General features: G+C 50.6%; 16 protein-coding genes. 7 read left to right on the forward strand and 9 right to left on the reverse strand.

What is annotated here, in order from left to right:
- Positions 1-520 precede the first annotated feature (520 nt).
- Genes HPS55_RS07625 through priA form a run of 4 tightly spaced genes read left to right on the forward strand, consistent with a single transcriptional unit; the run spans position 521 to position 6,108 of the window.
- Positions 521-994, forward strand: coding sequence for an Lrp/AsnC family transcriptional regulator (locus tag HPS55_RS07625; protein ID WP_172177426.1), 474 nt, complete (start codon positions 521-523; stop codon positions 992-994).
- Between the two features lie 38 nt (positions 995-1,032).
- On the forward strand, positions 1,033-2,784 hold the full coding sequence (locus tag HPS55_RS07630; RefSeq protein ID WP_172177428.1) for a membrane dipeptidase: 1,752 nt from the start codon (positions 1,033-1,035) through the stop codon (positions 2,782-2,784).
- 40 nt (positions 2,785-2,824) lie between these two features.
- Complete coding sequence (locus HPS55_RS07635) at positions 2,825-3,820, forward strand: M28 family peptidase (protein ID WP_172177430.1); 996 nt, start codon at positions 2,825-2,827, stop codon at positions 3,818-3,820.
- Complete coding sequence (gene priA, locus HPS55_RS07640) at positions 3,817-6,108, forward strand: replication restart helicase PriA (protein ID WP_172177432.1); 2,292 nt, start codon at positions 3,817-3,819, stop codon at positions 6,106-6,108. The genes HPS55_RS07635 and priA overlap by 4 nt, the downstream gene beginning before the upstream one ends.
- Before the next feature lie 169 nt (positions 6,109-6,277).
- On the opposite strand, the gene HPS55_RS07645 is transcribed toward priA, so the two are convergent.
- The 5 genes from HPS55_RS07645 to HPS55_RS07665 form a co-directional block, all read right to left on the reverse strand.
- A complete protein-coding gene (locus HPS55_RS07645) occupies positions 6,278-7,852 on the reverse strand; it encodes an outer membrane beta-barrel protein (RefSeq protein WP_172177434.1) in 1,575 nt (524 codons plus the stop codon).
- A 265-nt stretch (positions 7,853-8,117) separates the two neighbouring features.
- Positions 8,118-8,822: a DUF4294 domain-containing protein gene (locus HPS55_RS07650; RefSeq protein ID WP_172177436.1), complete on the reverse strand. Its 705-nt coding sequence runs from the start codon at positions 8,820-8,822 to the stop codon at positions 8,118-8,120.
- Between the two features lie 24 nt (positions 8,823-8,846).
- Positions 8,847-9,803: an aldo/keto reductase gene (locus HPS55_RS07655; RefSeq protein WP_172177438.1), complete on the reverse strand. Its 957-nt coding sequence runs from the start codon at positions 9,801-9,803 to the stop codon at positions 8,847-8,849.
- Between the two features lie 129 nt (positions 9,804-9,932).
- On the reverse strand, positions 9,933-10,628 hold the full coding sequence (locus HPS55_RS07660; RefSeq protein ID WP_172177440.1) for an LrgB family protein: 696 nt from the start codon (positions 10,626-10,628) through the stop codon (positions 9,933-9,935).
- Positions 10,629-10,728: 100 nt separating this feature from the next.
- Positions 10,729-11,073 carry a CidA/LrgA family protein gene (locus HPS55_RS07665; protein WP_172177442.1) on the reverse strand — a complete coding sequence of 115 codons (345 nt, stop codon included), beginning with the start codon at positions 11,071-11,073 and terminating at the stop codon, positions 10,729-10,731.
- 364 nt (positions 11,074-11,437) lie between these two features.
- Between HPS55_RS07665 and HPS55_RS07670 the strand changes: the two genes are divergently transcribed.
- Positions 11,438-12,808: an MATE family efflux transporter gene (locus tag HPS55_RS07670; protein ID WP_216653132.1), complete on the forward strand. Its 1,371-nt coding sequence runs from the start codon at positions 11,438-11,440 to the stop codon at positions 12,806-12,808.
- Between the two features lie 53 nt (positions 12,809-12,861).
- Here HPS55_RS07670 and HPS55_RS07675 read toward each other — a convergent pair whose 3' ends face one another.
- A complete protein-coding gene (locus HPS55_RS07675; protein WP_172177444.1) occupies positions 12,862-13,503 on the reverse strand; it encodes an HAD family hydrolase in 642 nt (213 codons plus the stop codon).
- 188 nt (positions 13,504-13,691) lie between these two features.
- Between HPS55_RS07675 and HPS55_RS07680 the strand changes: the two genes are divergently transcribed.
- Positions 13,692-14,639: a transporter gene (locus tag HPS55_RS07680; protein ID WP_172177446.1), complete on the forward strand. Its 948-nt coding sequence runs from the start codon at positions 13,692-13,694 to the stop codon at positions 14,637-14,639.
- A 168-nt stretch (positions 14,640-14,807) separates the two neighbouring features.
- Here HPS55_RS07680 and HPS55_RS07685 read toward each other — a convergent pair whose 3' ends face one another.
- The 3 genes from HPS55_RS07685 to ychF form a co-directional block, all read right to left on the reverse strand.
- A complete protein-coding gene (locus tag HPS55_RS07685; RefSeq protein ID WP_172177448.1) occupies positions 14,808-16,154 on the reverse strand; it encodes an ATP-binding protein in 1,347 nt (448 codons plus the stop codon).
- A gap of 554 nt (positions 16,155-16,708) precedes the next feature.
- On the reverse strand, positions 16,709-17,548 hold the full coding sequence (gene lgt / locus HPS55_RS07690; protein WP_172177450.1) for a prolipoprotein diacylglyceryl transferase: 840 nt from the start codon (positions 17,546-17,548) through the stop codon (positions 16,709-16,711).
- Positions 17,549-17,652: 104 nt separating this feature from the next.
- Positions 17,653-18,756, reverse strand: coding sequence for a redox-regulated ATPase YchF (gene ychF / locus HPS55_RS07695; protein ID WP_172177452.1), 1,104 nt, complete (start codon positions 18,754-18,756; stop codon positions 17,653-17,655).
- Positions 18,757-19,430: 674 nt separating this feature from the next.
- Here ychF and HPS55_RS07700 point away from each other — a divergent pair.
- On the forward strand, positions 19,431-19,781 hold the full coding sequence (locus HPS55_RS07700; RefSeq protein WP_172324888.1) for a hypothetical protein: 351 nt from the start codon (positions 19,431-19,433) through the stop codon (positions 19,779-19,781).
- Positions 19,782-19,787: the final 6 nt, after the last annotated feature.

Raw genomic sequence — 19,787 nt, forward strand, 5'->3', positions numbered from 1 at the left:
AATTACTCAATTGCAACAATGTCATATTCTGTATTTTAATAAGTTGGTCAACAGAATCAAACTACATAATCACTCGGATATAGGATGGAGGCGCCTTGAAAAGGCAACGAGCACATAGCCCGGGGCAGAGCGAAGCGGCACCCCGGGAATCAAACATCGACACTCCGCGCCCTGCAAGGGCAAAAGCATAAAAAACATACAATACATGAACTGTAAATACCTGATAATTAATGCTTTTGCCCTTTCAGGGCGAATGGGATAATTGAACATGATACCCGGGGTGTCGCTACGCTCTGCCCCGGGCTATGTGCTCGCTGCCCCTGCAGGGCGCGTACATTCAAATACATGGATGCGTACATTCTAAAGAATACGTGTCTATGAATTATTCATGTTAAAAACTGACTTATTGTGTGCTTTTCACATTTTTTCGATAACAAAACGATGTTTGAATCAATAAAAATGTGTAATTTTGCTACTCGTATCATTACATAATGACAAATAAAGGCAAAAAACAACAGTGATGGAAAAAATAGATAATCTTGACAAGAAAATATTGAATATCCTGTCAAAAAACGCCCGCATCCCGTTTAAGGATGTGGCAGCGGAATGCGGTGTGTCGCGTGCAGCCATACATCAGCGTGTGCAGCATCTGATAGACGGCAATGTGATAATGGGCAGCGGATTTGATGTAAACCCCAAGAGTCTCGGATATTCCACATGTACGTATGTCGGCATCACGCTCGAACGTGGAAGCATGTACAAGGAAGTGGTGGAACGGCTGCGCCACATCCCCGAGATAGTGGAGTGTCACTTCACTACCGGGCCGTATACAATGCTCGTAAAACTGTATGCCCGCGACAATGAGCAGCTTATGAACCTGCTCAACGGCCAGCTTCAGGATATACCGGGAGTTGTGGCTACGGAGACGCTCATATCGCTCGAGCAGAGCATAAAGCGCGAGATACCTGTGAAAACAGACGAAGAGGCCGAGTGACAGGGGCATATGTTTTTTCTATTTAAGCAAATCCGTGTATGGACCGTTTTGACTGGCAGTCGCGTCTGAAAGAGGTCTATTCGGTTTTTCCTGAAGCCGAGAACCGTCCTGTGATAGGCATCACGGGAAATTATGGTGAAGAGACGTGCAAGTTGGGCGACCGTTATTACAAGTCGGTGATAGCCGCCGGCGGTGTGCCGGTGATAATACCGCCTGCATCCGATACAGATGTCATCATCGCCACCCTCGACCGCATCGACGGACTTCTGCTCAGCGGAGGCGGCGACTACAATCCTCTGTATTGCGGCGAGGAGCCGTCGCCGCGTTTGGGCGGCATCAACGGTGAACGTGATCTCCCCGAACTTCTTGTCACGCGTCTGGCTTATAACCGGCAGATACCGATGTTGGGCATTTGCCGTGGCATACAGACTCTGGCTATGGCGCTGGGAGGAAAGGTGGCGCAGGACATAGGCGATACGGCTGTCAAGCATTCGCAGTCGGCCGACCGTAGCGAGCCTACGCATACGGTGAACATCTCCGTGGATTCTGTATTGTATACATTATATAATAAAGAGCGCCTTGCAGTCAACTCATTCCATCATCAGGCTGTCAGCGAGCCGGGCGAGCTGTTCCGTGTGACGGCCGTGGCGGACGACGGGACGGTGGAGGCAATGGAGAGCCGCGAGTTCAAGGCTGTGATGGGCGTGCAGTGGCATCCGGAGTGCATGGACGAGGGAGCGCCGCTGTTCGGATGGCTCGTGAGGCAGGCGGCCGGTTTCCGCGATGCCAAGGACCTGCACGGCCGTGTGCTTACGCTCGACACACATTGCGACACGCCGATGTTCTTTTCGCGCGGTGTCCGATTTGAACACCGCGACCCGCAGATACTTGTAGACTTGCATAAGATGGACGAAGGCCGTCAGGATGCCACCATCATGGTGGCTTATCTGCCGCAGACGAAACCCGGTGAGGCTTTTTCGTCGAAGGTGGATTTCAGTGTAAGCGGCCCGAGAGAATATGCCGACCTCATATTCGACAGGATAGAGGCCATTGCAGAGGCGAACAAGGCCTGTCTTGCCGTTGCCCGCTGTCCGTCCGACCTGTACAGGAACAAGCTGCACGGGCGCAAGTCGATAATGCTCGGCATAGAGAACGGGCTGGCCTTGGAGGGCAATACGGACAATGTGAGACATTTTGCACAGCGTGGTGTGGTGTATGTCACTCTGTGTCACAATGGCGACAATGACATCTGCGACAGTGCGAAGGGCTGCGCCACGCACGGCGGTGTGAGCGGTTTCGGCGAGCGGGTCATACGTGAGATGAACCGCCACGGCATTATGGTTGACCTGAGCCATGCTTCGGAGAAGAGTTTCTACGATGCCATCGGCATAAGTTCTGTGCCCATAGTGTGCAGCCATAGCAGCGCGAGGGCGTTGTGTGACCATCCGCGCAATCTCACCGACGACCAGATGAGGGCGTTGGCCCGTAGCGGCGGAGTGGTCCAGATAACGCTATATCACGGTTTTCTGCGCACGGAAGGTGAGGCTACCGTAATGGATTTCATTGCCCATCTGGAGCATGCCGTCAGCGTGGCGGGCATCGACCATGTAGGCATCGGCACCGATTTCGACGGTGACGGCGGAGTGCGTGGATTGGGATGTTCGTCGGAGCTTGTCAGTTTCACACGCATGATGCTGGCCCGCAGATACAGTGAGTGTGATATGGAAAAGATATGGGGAGGCAACTTCCTGCGTGTGATGGGCATGGTGCAGGACTACGGAGCGCGATAGACAGTCCGTTGAAAACAACCTGAAAAAGAAACAAGGACATATGAGAAGACTTTTATATATATTTGTTGTTATGACAGCCGTTTGTGCCTGCGGAGGCCGCAAGGGTGCGGTGTCTCAGGGCGCGGACGATGCCCGGCGACCGGTAGGTCCGGTGTTTTCGGCCGACAGCGCGTATGCTTTCTGTGAGGCGCAGTGTGCGTTCGGGCCGCGTACGATGAACAGCGAGGCCCATGAACAGTGCGGCGAATGGATAGCGTCGAAGTTCCGAAGCTATGGCATGGAAGTGATAATGCAGAAGGCCGTGCTCAACGGTTTTGACGGAACGCGGCTGAACAGCACCAATATCATAGCCAGCTATAAGCCTGAACAGACAACACGCATTCTGCTGTGTGCCCATTGGGACAGTCGTCCGTGGGCTGACAACGACCCCGATTCGGCCAACTGGCGCAAGCCTGTGATGGCGGCCAACGACGGGGCGAGCGGTGTGGCGGTGATGCTTGAGACGGCTCGTCTTATAAGCGCGGCCGACAGTCTGGCCTTGGGCGTGGACTTCGTGTGCTTCGATGCCGAAGACTGGGGCGTGCCGCAGTGGAGTGACCGCACCGACGACAACGGGGATTCGTGGGCGCTCGGAGCACAGTATTGGGCCGGCAATCCGCATCGCGATGGATATGAAGCCCGCTTCGGCATATTGCTCGACATGGTTGGAGGGCAGGAGGCCCGGTTTCACAAAGAGCTTGTTTCAAAGCATTTTGCACCGGCTATAGTCGACAAGGTCTGGTCGGCGGCTTCAGTGGCTGGCTTCGGCAGCTACTTCCCGACATCGGACGGTGGTATGGTCAACGACGACCATGTGCCCGTCAATCGTATTGCACGTATTCCTACGATAGACATCATACCGTATTATCCCGATTGTGAGGCGAGCAGCTTCGGTCCAACATGGCATACTGTCGACGACGATATGGCACATATCGACAAGGCCACGCTGAAGGCTGTGGGCCAGACGGTGGTTCAGGTGCTTTTCAGTGAGCGATGAAATATGCCGACGTCATACTCCCATTGCCTCTCGACGGGTTGTTCACCTATTCCGTACCGGTGCAGATGGAGGTGTCGGTACGTTTCGGTGTGCGTGTGCTCGTGCCTTTCGGCCGCAGCAAGTCGTATGTAGGAGTGGTGGCGCGGGTGCACGATTGTGAGCCGCAGGGTTACAAGGTGAAGCCTGTCACCCGCATGATGGATGCCGGACCGGTGGTCACGGCATGCCAGTACGAATTGTGGCAGTGGATAGCCGATTATTATATGTCGCCGATAGGTGAGGTGTATAAGGCCGCACTTCCTTCGGGACTGAAGGCCGAAGACGGCTATCGTCCTAAAACAGAACTTTATATAAGGCTTACACCGCAGTTCGGCAATGCCCGGGCATTGCATCTGGCGCTGGGCATGCTTGGCCGTGCCGACAGGCAGTTGAAGGCCCTTACGGAATATCTTGCACTGTCGAATTGGGACAGGGCGGCCGACATGGCCGATAACGGCGGTGTTTCCCATCCCGTTCCGATAAAGGAAATCACCCGCGAAGAGCTGATGAATTCGTCTCATGCGTCGCTTTCTACAATCAATGCGCTTGTGAAGCGGGGCATATTGGAGACTTATTCACGCGAGGTGGGGCGTCTGAACAACGATGTCGAGCCCCATCCGGATAACATAAAGCGTCTTAGCGAGGCGCAGCAAGAGGCATACAATGCCGTGCTGTTCTCTTTCCTGAAAAAGGATGTTACGCTGCTTCACGGTGTGACGTCGAGCGGAAAGACAGAGATTTACATACACCTCATACAGCGCGAGCTCGATGCCGGCAGGCAAGTGCTGTATCTTTTGCCCGAGATTGCGCTCACTGTGCAGATGATGGATCGCCTGCGCAGGGTGTTCGGCAACCGCCTGGGTATATACCATTCAAAATATTCCGATGCCGAACGCGTGGAGATATGGCGGAAGCAACTTTCAGATTGTCCTTACGACATTATCCTCGGTGCCCGTTCGGCCGTGCTGTTGCCGTTCGGCCGTCTCGGTCTCGTCATAGTGGACGAAGAGCACGAGACGAGCTACAAGCAACAGGACCCCGCACCACGCTATCAAGCCCGTTCGGCAGCGATAATGCTGGCCCGGATGTCGGGGGCGAAGACACTGTTGGGCACGGCGACACCGTCCATGGAGACTTATCACAATGCCCGTACCGGAAAATACGGACTTGTGGAACTGAACAAACGTTACAAGGGAGTGGAGCTGCCCGAGGTTTGCGTTGTGGACATCAAGGAGCTGCAACACCGCAAGATGATGCACGGTCCGTTCTCGCCATTGCTCCTTGCCCGTGTCCGTGAGGCCATAGACAGCGGTGAGCAGGCTATATTGTTTCAGAACCGCCGCGGTTTTGCTCCGATGATAGAGTGCAAGCAGTGCGGATGGGTGCCGCGGTGCCGGAACTGTGATGTCAGTCTGACGCTTCACCGCAACATGAACCAGCTCACGTGTCACTATTGCGGATATACTTACCGTGTGCCGACGGAATGTCCGGCCTGCGGCGGAAAGGAATTGCGCACACGCGGCTATGGCACGGAGAAGATAGAAGAGACCGTGCGCGACATCTTTCCCGAGGCATCTGTGGCAAGAATGGATCTTGACACCACACGCACGCGCAATGCCTATGAACGTATCATAGGCGATTTTGCCGGCGGACGTACAGACATACTCATAGGTACGCAGATGATAAGCAAAGGACTCGACTTTGACCGTGTGAGTGTGGTGGGTATACTTGATGCCGACTCTATGATGAGTTATCCCGATTTCCGTGCATATGAGCAGGCATACATGATGATGTCGCAGGTCAGCGGCCGTGCCGGACGTCGCGGCAAGCGCGGTCTCGTAGTGTTGCAGACCAGAAACCCCCAATTGTCCGTTATACGCCAGGTGGTGGACAACGATTATTCCGGTTTATATACTGATCTTGCGGTTGAGCGGCAGGCTTTCAATTATCCGCCGTTTACACATCTTATATATGTCTATCTGAAACATACTGATGATGGCATCGTAGACAGTGCCGCCATAGAGCTTGGCAGCCGTCTGCGGCAATGGTTCGGCATGCGTGTGCTCGGACCTGACAAACCTGCCGTGGCAAAGGTGAAGACTCTTAATATAAGGAAAATCGTTATCAAACTGGAGAACGGCATAGACATGAAACGTGTACGGGAGTATCTGCGCATGGCTCAAAGCGGAATGATGGAAGACAAGCGCTATGCAGCTCTTCAGGTGTATTACGATGTAGATCCCGTGTGATGCCGTTTATAGAATAGAGTAGGGATATAACCTTGTCTGATCATTGGCTGCCTATATGTGTTGGTGGCAGACCCCAAACAAGATTATGTCCCTATTGTTGTATGTATAGGCTGCAACTGAATGCGTTAGGCTGCAGCAGAATACCAATCCGTTTTTTTGTACAGCCTGTTTAAAGGGTGATGTCCAGTCCGAGACCGATTACGCGGTTGGTGCGTGTGAAACTGTTGGTCACGTTCTGTTCCACCTTGTCGTATTCGTCGTAGAGTGTCTGGAAGTAAGCTGCATTGATTTTCATGTTGTCGGCCACTTTCACACCTATGCCGAGACCGAACGACCATGAGCTGACGTTGAAGCTGATGTCGTTCATTCCCGCATCCTTCAGGTCGTAGGCCGTGCGCTGTGCTCCCGCACTTATCTGCACTCTGTTGCAGATGTCATATTCGGCACCGAACAGATATTCGTTGCTGTCGCCGAGCATGTCCTTGGTATACTGCTTTGTGTCTGTGTCGAAGTAGTGGTGCCATCCGCCCATCACGCGCAGGCTAGGCAGGATTTCGTACTGTGCACCTACGGTGAGCAATGCCGGAGAGTCTTCGGCCACCTTGTTGCCGTCGGCATATTTGTCGAGCAGGGCTATGTTTTTGGCACTTGCGCTGTTTGCCGATTTGTTCTTGAGACGCATCCGTGTCTTGAACTCATATTTGGCAGCGAGGTTCAGTTTGCCTGCTTTGTAGTCAACACCGATGATGGGAGCTATGCCCCAACCTGTCTGGTCGCAGTTCAGTTCTATGTCTTGAGTGCCTTTGGCGAGCTGTGCCGCTCCTGCCGCTCCTGTCTCAAGTCCTTTGGCCGCGGCCTGCGCCTGAGCTGCCTTGGCTGCGTATAGAGCTGCGTTTCCGGCATCTCCGGCTGCGGCATAAGCATCGCTGGCAGCCTGTGCCTGTGATGCGGCTGCCGCGGCTGCTCCGCTGTATTGTGAAAGAGCCTGCTGTATTTGTCCGAAGTATTCCGGAGCGGCCACCATGCCCTGCTGTGCACTCTCCACCCGTATGTTCTTCACATATCCGTAGTAGTTGGCCGAGCCGTACAGCATCCGCACACCTCCATATACACTGAGATTCTCGGTGATCTTGCGGGCGGCTCCGAGTGTAAACCCGTAGTAATACTGTCGGCCGCGCATATATGCGTCGGAGGCATAGCCGTTGTTAATCTTTTCCGTGGCAAGGGCTGAACCGGGAACGACCATACCTGTAACGGGGAATGCTGCATTGAGATTCTGTGCCATGACCGGTATTCCCGCTACAACTTGCTCGAACGAACCGAGACCGTTGTCAAACTCACACTTGCCACCGCCGCCAACTATGGCGAATCCGAATTGCAGGCTCCATTTCCCTTTGTTCCATGCAGCTTGCAAAGAAGGTACTATGGGAGCGTCGGCATTGCCTTCAAACTCGTGTATTGTCTGTCCGGGATTGCTCATGTTGTAGACAAACAGGGGGAAACCTGTCTTCACGGTACGTGTCTGGTGGGCATTTTGAAGGTTTAACGACAGATGTATGCCTTCGCCGAGAAAAATCACGCCGGCCGGGTTGCTGTATACACCGTCAATGCCGATGGCGCCGTCGCGTGCCGGATTGCGCAGGAAAGCTATGTTTTGGTTGGTATTTGTCAGCAGACCGCCTGCCGAGACCGTCTCAGCTGCCGCCATCATGATGGCAAGACAGGTAAGTTTAATTTTGTTCATAATTTAAAATACCTTTAATTAATTGGCCGCAAAATTACATTATTTGTTCTGAAATTCCGAAACAATGGATGTATATTAATATATTTTAATAAATTTCGGATTAAAAGGGTATATCAAAAAATCCGATATCTTGGGCTTTCAGGTACGTGATATTGTTTTTGTCCGCTTGTAATTATTGATATTGAATATTCATTTAGCGGACAAAAACAATATTATTTATCTGCTATGTGTAATTTTTGTATTGTGATACATCTGCCTGAAAAAATCAAATCTGCCCTGCTTCCACCATCAGCACCACGCGTTCGGTCAGCCGGTCGGTGCCATCGGGGTCGTAGTCCTTGCGCAGACTTGCTCCGAAAATCGATGAGAAAGCCTGCCAGAATCCTGCGCGGATGGGGCCGAGAAAGGCTTTCAGAATATCGTATGATGACGAGTTGCACTCGCGGTAGATGAGTTTTATGAGCAGTTTGCCTTGAGAGTAAGTCAGCTTCTTCATCTTCGGCTTGTATTCCTTATATATACTCTGTTCCACCCGTTTCATATGCTCGTCGCGTGCTTTCTTGTCAGGCAGTGTCTGAAGATACTCGTATGTCTCGAGGATAATGCCGTTCACCTCTTTTGCAATGGGCAGTACTTTTTTCACGTTCTTTACCAGCCTCATGTATTCGGCAGCCTCCTTTTGGTTGTTGAAACTTATTTCCGGATACACATACACGTTGCTCATTTCCATGTACGGTATGCTGTCGCCGCCGTCAAGCACCTTGCCTACCTTAACCGTCGGCACGAACGTAGGGTCGTCAAGATTGACCAGACTCTTTTCCTTTCTGTTGTTGTTCTGTGTTTTGCCACCATTGCTTTTGTCAGTCTTTATAATGTCTGCACTGTTCTTGTTGCGCACATCATCCTGTGCGCCGGCCGTAGTGACGGTCAGCGTGACAATAATTGTGAGTATAAGCAATCGTAAGCTCATATTACCGGCAAAAAACAATGTATATTATATTGGTTCTGCGCTTAGACACTTCAGATTCTTTTCAAGCTGCCGTGTGCTGCTTGCACCGATTAGTACCGATGTCACGGCCTTGTGTTGCAGAATCCATGCCAGAGCCATTTCGGCCAGTGTCTCGCCTCGTGAGGCTGCCTGGTTGTTGAGTCTGCGCAGACGGTTGAGAAGCTCGGGGGTGAGCATGTCCGACTTCAAGAATTTGCCCTTCGACATGCGGCTGTCCTCCGGAACACCGTTCAGATAGCGGTCGGTGAGCAGTCCCTGTGCCAGGGGGGAGAACGATATAAAGCCTACTCCCTCGCGTTCGCACTCGTCGATGATGCCCTCCTCTATCGGCGCGCGGTCTATCATGTTGAGGCGTCCCTGATAAATGAGCAGCGGCACATCGTGTTCTTTGAGATACTTTATCGCCACGCGCAGCGCCTCGAGCGGCCATCGCGATATGCCTATGTAAAGCGCCTTTCCAGCCCGCACTATGTCGACGAGAGCCTGAAGTGTCTCCTCGAGCGGAGTTTCCGGGTCGTAGCGGTGACTGTAGAACAGGTCTGCATAGTCTATACGCATGCGCTTCAGACTTTGGTCGAGGCTCGCCATGAGATACTTTCGAGAGCCCCAGTTGCCGTAAGGTCCGGGCCACATGTCGTAGCCGGCTTTGGTACTGATGAAAAGTTCGTCGCGATAGGGGCGGAAGTCGTCATCCATCAGCCGTCCCATCGTTTCTTCGGCGCTGCCGTAGGGCGGTCCGTAGTTGTTGGCCAGGTCGAAGTGTGTTATGCCGTGGTCGAAGGCATAGCGTGTAATGGCGCGGCTTCGGCTGTAGTCGTCCACTCCGCCGAAGTTGTGCCAGAAACCGAGGCTCACCTTTGGCAGCAGCACCCCGCTGCGTCCGCACCGTGCATATTCCATCCCGTTGTCGTAGCGGGTATTGTCAGCGATATATTTCTCCATAATACCAAATATAGATGTAGTCCGCAAAGATACGGAATTTAATCGAGACGGAAGCAGTGACGGGGCATATTATGATATGTGGAGTGAAAAAACGTCGTAAACCGTCGGATTGTTCTTTTGCCGTCGTCTCTATATCATTCCCATCAGTTTCAGCACCAACGGTGTGAAGATGGCTGTGAAAATGCCGTTGAGTGTCAGTCCGAGGCTCGAAAAGGCCCCGTAGTGTGTGCCCACTTCCATGGCCTTGCTTGTGCCCACGGCATGCGATGCGGTGCCCATGGATAATCCTTGGGCTATGGGGTTGTGCACATGGCCCACCTGCAATATCCTGAAACCGAGCATGGCGCCGAATATTCCGACAACGACGACTACTGCGGCCGTCAGTGAAGGGATGCCGCCAATGCTGCGCGACACTTCCATGGCAATGGGTGTGGTGACCGATTTGGGTGCCAGTGATATGGCCACATCATGGCTCGCGCCGCACATACGTGCCACAATCACCACCGAGACAATGCCCGATATGCAGCCCACGAGCGACGACACCACGAGCGGCACTATCTGTTTTCTTATCGTGGAGAGCTGTCTGTAGAGCGGTACGCCGAGTGCCACGACGGCCGGTTTGAGCCAAAACTCTATCAAGTGTGCACTTTTGTTGTACTCGCCGTAACTGATATCCGTCAGTTTCAGGTAGCCTATCAGCAGGGCGATGCTTATCAGTATGGGGTTGAGCAGTGTGCTGCCCGTCTTTTTCTGCAATGTCTTGGCTGCAAGGAACACACCGAAAGTCAGTGTGAGCAGAAAGAAATCATTTTTCAGGAAATCCATTGTATTATTGTTTTGGTTCGGCGGATGCTGTGTGTGGTTCGGTAGCGGTATGCCTTTCCCGTCCGTCCCGTACCGTGTCCTGCCGTGCATGTATGTCTGTTCATTTGTTCCGCTTCTTTCTCAGCAGCTGATGTACCTGCCCCGTCACCACGAGCACGACGACAGTGCTGACCACCGTGGCCACCGTGATGGGCAGCAACTCTGCCTTTATCACGTCGAAATAGAGCATAAGCGCCACTCCGGGCGGCACGAAGAAGAAACCGAGGTTGGCCACGAGAAAGTCGCTCATTCCCTTCACCCACTCCAGCCGCAGCCATCCCAATTTGAGGAATAGAGTGAGCAGCAGCATGCCGATGATACTCGACGGCAGCGGAATGCCCGTTGCCCATACTATTAGCTCGCCGAGAGCGAGACATCCGAAAAGGATGGTACATTGACGAATCATGATAAACTTGTATGTTGTTCTTTGTTTGATGTCATGTCTTGTCAGGAGATACAGCCTGTCTCTGAAACGGTGCAAATGTACAATAAAATAGCGAGATTATGCACCGGCAGGACAAAGAAAATGATTTTCCTTTAGAGGAAAGTTACTGATAAAATATGAGAAAATGAAGTATGGAATTCTATAGAAATATAACAATAAATTTCCGAAAAGTCGGGAATATCCATGATAATTTATACATATATTCTGTTATATTGGCGATATTAATATTATTTATACTACCTTTGCACTCCGTTTTTCCGACGGTGGTATGCCGGAAAGGATGGTATCCCATGGTTATTTATGTAAACAACTAATATACAACAGAATGCAGTCACTTATATCTTTCTTTGCACGTTATAAAGAGCAGTACCGGCAGAATCTCATACTTGCACTCCCTGTGGTACTGACACAGTTGGGGCAGATATTCACGCAAGTGGTCGACAATCTGATGGTCGGACATTATGGCGGGTCTGAGCCCGAACCGCTTGCAGCAGTATCGTTTGGCGGGTCGGTATTTATGATACTCTTTCTTACGTCTATCGGTGTGGCCCTCGGTCTTACACCGCTCATCGGCGAACTTTATGTACAGGGTGACCGCCGCCGCTCGTCGGCATTGCTGCAAAACGGTATATTGTTTTATGTGTTGCTTGGTGTGGTTGTGTCGTCGGTGCAGACGGCTGTGGTTCCGCTGATGTACTGTCTTGGACAGCCTGTTGACGTGGTGGATATGGCCATACCATATTACAGGATGCTTGTGATGAGCATGCCGTTTGTGATGCTTTTCTTTGCTTTCAAGCAGTTTCTTGAGGGTGTAGGCAATACAAAGGTAGAGCTGGCCGTGACCATTGTGGCCAATCTGGCCAACTGTGTACTCAACTATATGTTTATCTTCGGAAACATGGGATTCCGCGAGATGGGTGTCGAAGGTGCCGGTCTTGGCACTTTGTTGTCGCGCGTGCTTGCTGCCGTGCTCATTGTGGGTTACTTTGTGTGGCGTGCGGACTATCGTGCTTATCTGCATGCCTTTGCCATGCGTCATTTCTCGTTGCGTGACGTGCGTAGCCTGCTGTGCATGGGGCTGCCCATATCGGCACAGATGTTTCTTGAGTCGTCGGCGTTCATCGGTACAGGCATAATGATGGGATGGATGGGCAAGGAGGCCATCAGCGCCAATCAGATAGTAAATACGATGAGCACGAGTGCCTTCATGATAGTTATGTCCATAGGTGCGGCAACGACCATACGCACGTCTCACTGCTACGGCCGTCGCGATATCGACGAACTGGCCATGGCTGTCAAGGCATCGTATCATCTGGTGTTGGCGTGGAATACGTTTGCTGCCATAATATTTATTTCCCTATGCGGTTTGCTGCCGACATTCTTTACGTCTAATGCCGAGGTTATACACATAGCCTCGTCTCTGTTCATATTTGCCGCCCTTTTTCAATTGTCGGATGGTGTTCAGAATGTTTCTGTCGGGGTGCTGCGTGGCATACAGGACGTAAAAATCATCATGCCGATAGCGTTCACGGCTTATTGGCTGCTCAATCTGCCGGTGGGGTATCTGTTGGCTTTCACGTTTGGTATGGGACCCACAGGCATGTATGTCGGTTATATTGTGGGGCTGTCCGTGGCTGCCGTGCTGATGATAAGGCGCATACGGCGCAGGATAAGGTTTTTGAGGATTCTGTTTTGAGGGGTTATGAGGATGTGTCAGAATCCGGCTCATCAGACTTGTATATTTAATTTCTAAAGAAGAAACTCTTCCAAGAAAGAAAAGCTGTCGGCGATATAGTCAGGTGATGCCGTCAGCAGCTGTTCGCGTGAGTGGTTGCCGTAGGTGACGCCGCAGGTGGCGCATCCTGCCGACTTTCCCATACCGATGTCGAATGTGGTGTCGCCTACAATCATTGTCTCGGCTTTGGCGGTACCGGTGGCGGCAAGTATTTTCAGTACCATGTCGGGTGCAGGCTTGGCGTGCTCGACGTCTTCCACGGCCACAATCATATCTATCAGATGGCTGATGCCGAGAGACTGAAGCATTGGAACGAGCGAGTCTCGGCCGCGACTTGTGGCTATTGCCAGTGTAATGCCGGACTGTTTCAGTTTGCCCAGAGTGTCTGCAACGCCGGGATAAAGGTGTACATTGCCTTCGCAGTGGCTCATGAAACATGCACGGTAGGTTTCCACACATCGTTTTATCATACCGTCGTCGGTTATTCCGGCCGTCTTGACGAACATTTCCCACAGCGGCAGGCCTATTACCCGGCGTATTTCGTTTTCATCCACGGCCGGAAGGTTGAGTTGTTCGAGTGTATCGGCAATGGTGGTCTGTATCACGTTTTGGGTGTCGGCGATGGTGCCGTCGAAATCGAGTATAATGGTTTTCATGTCTTTTTTTGTTTGCAAAGTTAGTTGTTTCTGACGGATTTCCCAAAGTTTTATTTTGATGAAATCCTTGCGGTTGTTGTGAAATTGTAGTACCTTTGCGCATCTTTATCCGTGCCGTGGCACTCTTCACGGACTTTGGTCCCGTCGAAGTCCACCGCATATATGATACAAAGGATAACAATACGGTCATGAATATCATCAGGTTCTTAAAGACATGGACACTTCCGGTGTCAATGATGGCAGGAGGGGCAAGTTATTTCATATATGTAAATATGCCTTTTTTCGCTCCAACTCGGCCATATGCCAATGCAGTAGTGGGTGTGGTGCAGCCCGTATTGATATTTTCGATGCTTTTCCTTACGTTCTGTAAGATATCGTTTAAGGAGATGAAGCTGAAGCGATGGCACTTGTGGCATGCGCTGATACAGGCAACACTCTTTACGGTATTGGCAGGTGTGCTCATCGTCTTGCCGATGTTGCATTCTCGTGTTATCGTGGAGAGCGCCATGTTATGCCTGCTGTGTCCCACGGCCACGGCTGCCGCTGTGGTGACGTCGAAACTCGGAGGAAGTGCCGCCAGTACAACCACTTACACCATTATCATCAATCTGCTTGTGGCCGCGATGGCGCCTCTGCTTCTTCCTCTGGCCCATCCTCATGACGGACTTACGTTCCTGCCCACGTTCAATATGATACTCCACAAAGTGTTTCCTATGCTCATCTGTCCGTTGTTGGCCGCATGGGCTGTGCGTCGCTTCTGTCCGCCGCTGCATCGGATGATGTTGAAAGTCAAGGATTTGGCTTTTTACCTTTGGGCTGTCGCACTTGCCATAGCCATAGCTGTTACAGTGAAAGCCATTGTGCACAGTACGGTGCCGGTGGAATATCAGTTGTGTATAGCCGTCGTGTCGCTTGTATGTTGTCTCTTTCAGTTTGTCATAGGCAAGCTCATAGGACGCAGATATGGCGAGGAGATGGAGGGCGGTCAGGCTCTCGGGCAGAAAAATACGGTGTTCATCATATGGATGGGGTATACATTCCTGTCGCCTGTTACAGCTGTTGCCGGCGGTTTCTATAGTGTATGGCACAATATTATTAATTCGTGGCAGCTGAGAAAGGCCCAGGACAGAAGCTGACATCTACCTCTACCTGTGTTTGAGCCCTACAGGGCTTTCTATGTAAAAATCCAAATATTTTTCCGATAATTAATAACTACTTTTCTTATAACTACCATATTAGCAAGTACAAATCTCCGTTTTGTATATTTGTAGCTTTGCGATCAAGCACTCTTGATTTTGTTAAAATCACAAGAACATTGTCATATACACAGGTATATAGTCAATCCCTTGCTCGCGTTTCAGGTCTTTGGTGTAGATAACATACTTGTTCTGCACGCGATCGGAGAACTTATCACAGAAAACATCCAACGAGGTATGCGATTTATAGCCGGATGACTTCACTTCAATCGGTGATATTTTATGCTCGTCTGCTATCAAGAAATCTATTTCATAGTATTTCTTTCCACCCGGAGTCGGTATCGTATGATAAAACAACTGCTTGCCGGCAGACCTCAACATCTGGGCTATAACATTCTCATAAACATAGCCTAAGTTAGCGCTGAGTTTGTCGTTCAACAGTTTTTCATAAATAATGTTATCCGTAAAGTCCTTGTCCTTGAAAGCCAACGTTACAAACATTCCGGTATCAGATGCATATATCTTAAAACGTTCATTATCCATCGTAAGAGCCAATCCGACATTCGGGTCGTTGGAATGATATGCAACATTGGCAGACATGAAATTATTCATCATCTTGACTATGCCTGCAACCCGCTCTGCTCTTTCGCCGGGTATAGCCGATGCTATTTGATACCGCGAAGCATTCTTGCTCAACTGTGCCGGTATGGCATCATACAATGCGGTGGCTCTGCCCGTATTATCCAACTTCCAAAAATCCTCCTCGTACAGCAAGACAATATCCCGCTTTATTAAATCTACCGCTCCAAGATTGTTCGTCTTGATATATTCCGCTACGGCTTTCGGCATACCTCCGACCAACATATACAGCCTAAAATCGCGCATCATTCTCCGATGGACGGCATCTCCTAACGGTATGCGTTTTTCAAATGCCGTGCGCAGCAACGGTATCGTGGCAGTATCGCCCAACGCCCATCGAAACTCTTCATAGTCCATAGGAAACATATCGACCCGCGTCTCCTCGCTCGGCAGCAGGATATCCTGACTGCTCTTGTGAACGGTAATGAGTGAGCCGGTCTCGATATAGTCGTATCGATGGTCTTTAACCAAATGTTTGATAGCTTGACGAGCCAAAGAGGCCTTTTGTATCTCATCGAATATGATTACTGACTTGCGCTCAATCAACTGCACCCGATAGATAAGTTGCAGCCGAAGAAATATATAGTTCAAGTCTGATATATCATTAAAAAGTTCATGTACTTCTGCCGGTGCAATGGCAAAGTCGATGAGAATGTAGGACTCATACTCATTTCGGGCAAACTCCTCTGCAAGCGTGGATTTACCAATTCGTCTTGCTCCTTGTATGAGAATTGCGGATTCTCCGTTCCGCTCCCTCTTCCATTTGAGCAATCGGTCGTACATCTTACGCTTGAACAATATAGTATTTTTCTCCATAGCCGTTGATATATAGAGCAAAGATAGTGCTCTTGTCGGTATCCGCCAAATATTTTGCGTGTATTTTGTCAATTTGCGCCAGATGTTTTATGTCTATTCCGACAATTTCCGCCGTTTCTTTTATTTTACCATGTTTGAGCGTCAGTTGCCAAGCAATTATTTTAGAATATAAAACTCTTGTTTACCTTGCTATAACTGATCAATAATGTTCGGTCGTCCCAACTGATTTGTTTAATTCCATCTCTAATTCCACTCAAAAGTCAGTGCGAATACCTCAATTGGCTAATGTCGACTGACACGCTTGCGACGATTCACATTTATCTGCCATTTGCAAAGTTGATCCATCTTACCTGCTGTACAGCCCGACAACTGTCGGGGTATCATAAACACTGACTCAGCAGAAGACCGGAACGGAGGTTTTCCATCCCCATACTCTAAGTTTGCAGAAGATTGCGACGCAGGGCGTTTTCTGTACAAACAGGGTTCATTCTGTCATTTCCATGGCAAGTTCATCATATGTCCGGAAATAATGTGGTTTAATTCTGTCGACTGACTTATTTTTTATTCTTAATCTTCACGCCTCGTCTCATGCACACTATGCCGAGGATGACGAAAGGAATGCTGAGCAGCTGTCCCATGTTGAGCGGCATGCCGGCCTCAAAAGCCTCTTGTATGTCCTTGGTGTATTCGATGAAGAAGCGGGCGGTGAAAATGTATGTAAGGCACATACCGAAAAAGAATCCTGTGCCTACGCGTTGCGGCCACTTGCGATAGGCAATCCAGCCAATGGCGAGCAGCAAGGCATATGCCATGGCCTCGTAGAGTTGTCCCGGATGGCGTGGCATGGAGTCGACGCGTTCGAAGATGAAGGCCCAGGGCGCGTCGGTTATCTTGCCGATAATCTCAGAGTTCATCAGATTGCCCAGACGGATGAAACAGGCCGTCACCGGTGTGGCGATGGCAATGTTGTCAAGCACTTGCCATATGCCGAGCTTGGTTTTTCGTACATATAGCCACAAGGCAATCATCAGTCCGAGTGTACCGCCGTGGCTGGCCAGTCCCTCGTAGCCGGTGAAGCGCCATCCGCCGTCAGCCATGAAGTGTATGGGCAGCAGCATCTCTACAAAGTGTTTGCCCGAGGTGAGGTAATAGTCGGGCTGATAGAACAGGCAGTGGCCCAGGCGTGCTCCCGCGAGTATGCCGATGAAGCAGTAGAAGAAAAGCGGTTCGAACAGTTCCTCCTTTATGCCCTGTTCTTTGTACAGACGCTTGACCATGAGATAAGCCATGAGCAGGCCGACAAGCCAGCACAGCGAATACCAGCGTATGGAGAAACTTCCGAGGTGGAACGCTTCGAGCGACGGATTCCAAAGGATGTAGTTTATTGTATTCATGTTTTTTTCTTTAGGGAGTTTCTTTAGGGAGTTAAAGGGGGTGATGGGAGCGACCGCAGGAAGCGATAATCCCCGTCAACTCCTTTGACTCCTGTTAAAAAGAATTACACATTAAATCTGAAGTGCATGATGTCTCCGTCCTGCACCACGTATTCCTTTCCCTCAATGCCGAGCTTTCCGGCTTCGCGAACGGCGGCTTCGGAGCCGTATTGGATATAGTCGGCATATTTGATTACTTCGGCACGGATGAATCCCTTCTCGAAGTCGGTATGGATTACACCGGCACACTGCGGAGCCTTCCAGCCTTTGCGGTATGTCCAGGCTTTCACTTCCATCTCTCCGGCCGTAATGAATGTTTCCAGATTGAGCAGCGAGTATGCTTTTTTGATCAGTCGGTTGACGCCGCTCTCCTCCAGTCCGAGCTCGTCGAGAAACATCTGTTTGTCCTCGTAGGTCTCGAGTGATGCTATGTCTTCTTCGGTCTTGCCGGCTATCACGAGCACCTCGGCGCCTTCTTCGCGGGCGATATCCTCAATACGGCGTGAGTAGTCGTTGCCGGTCCTGGCCGATGCCTCGTCGACATTGCACACGTAGAGCACCGGTTTTGACGTGAGCAGGAACAGGTTGCGGGCCGCCTCCACTTCATCCTTGCTGTCAAACTCCACCGTGCGGGCGTTCTTGCCCTGCTCCAGTGCGGCCTTGTACGCCTCGAGCACGCCCACCTCTGTCTTGGCTTCCTTGTTGCCTCCCACGGCGGCCACTTTGGCTTGTTTCTGCAGGCGTGCCTCGATGGTCTCAAGGTCTTTCAGCTGCAGCTCGGTGTCTATTATCTCCTTGTCGCGCACGGGGTCGATGGTGCCGTCGACGTGAGTGATGTTGTCGTCATCGAAACAGCGCAGCACGTGTATGATGGCGTCAGTCTCGCGTATGTTTCCGAGAAACTTGTTGCCCAGCCCTTCTCCTTTTGACGCTCCCTTTACCAGTCCGGCGATGTCCACAATCTCACATGTGGCCGGTACGATACGTCCCGGATGTACTATCTCGGCCAGTCTGGTCAGCCGCTCGTCGGGAACAGTGATTACGCCCACGTTGGGTTCGATTGTGCAGAACGGAAAGTTGGCTGCCTGTGCCTTGGCGCTCGACAGACAGTTGAAAAGCGTGGACTTGCCCACGTTGGGCAGTCCCACGATACCACATTTTAAAGCCATATGTTATTTATAAACGTTTATATTCTTTGTTCTGCAAAGGTAGTCCAAATAGTATAAAGAGCAAAATAAAACAATGTCTTTTTATGACCGTCGATGATATATTGGTAGGATATATCTTTACTTTAACGTATGTTAATCGACATCCGAACCGCGATTTCCACACCAAGGCCCGAAAATCGCGATTTTTGCGTCAAACGGGAAGCACTGACAGTCAGTACGTTACGCATGCAGGGCTTTGTCAAGAAAGCAGAGAGGGCCGTTTGACCTTGCAATAACGGCCTTATTGCATTGCAACGGCGGCCTCATTGCACTGCGAAACGGCCCTCGCGGGAGTGTCGGGAGGCCCTTACGGCAAGATAATCATGTCAAAAACACGTGTAAAAAAAGCAGAGAAGGCCTCCCGGCTTTTCTGGTTTGAGAAAAAAGAAATGCGTTTTTTTCAGAATTATCAGGACACATCCGCCGTAGCATATTGAGTATGTCGATAGTATGTCTTCTGTTGACCGGCTTAAAATGAATAAGTATGTTCTTCTTGTCATTATGTCGGAAAGCCGTAAACGTTTACGTTATGATATTCGCTGCAACACTCCTGTTTGATGGAAATTTTGCAGTATATTTGTTGTCAGTATAGTTATTAATCACAAATCTAATCATTTATGACGAATAAGATTTTAATGTTATTGTTCAGTCTTGCGTTTGCATGTCCTTCCGTGATGCGGGCTGACACAGAAGAGACGGTGACCATCGGTGATACCGTTGTGGGAAAATTTGCCACCATGCTCACGTTCGGTGAAGGTGATGTAGTGCTTACTTTCGAGGACGGCACATCGCAGACGGCGGCGATGTCGCTCGTTTCCATCGATCTTGCATATACAGGCGGCGAGGATGCCATCACCACCATAACGGGTGATGCCGGCGAGTCTGTGCGTATATACAGTTTGAGCGGACAATATGTGGGCAATTCGACCGAGAGCCTTGCCAAAGGAATTTATATCATGAACGGCAAGAAAGTAATAATACGATAAACTTAA

Origin of the sequence: Xylanibacter rodentium (assembly GCF_013166575.1) — a bacterium.
Lineage (GTDB): Bacteria > Bacteroidota > Bacteroidia > Bacteroidales > Bacteroidaceae > Prevotella > Prevotella rodentium.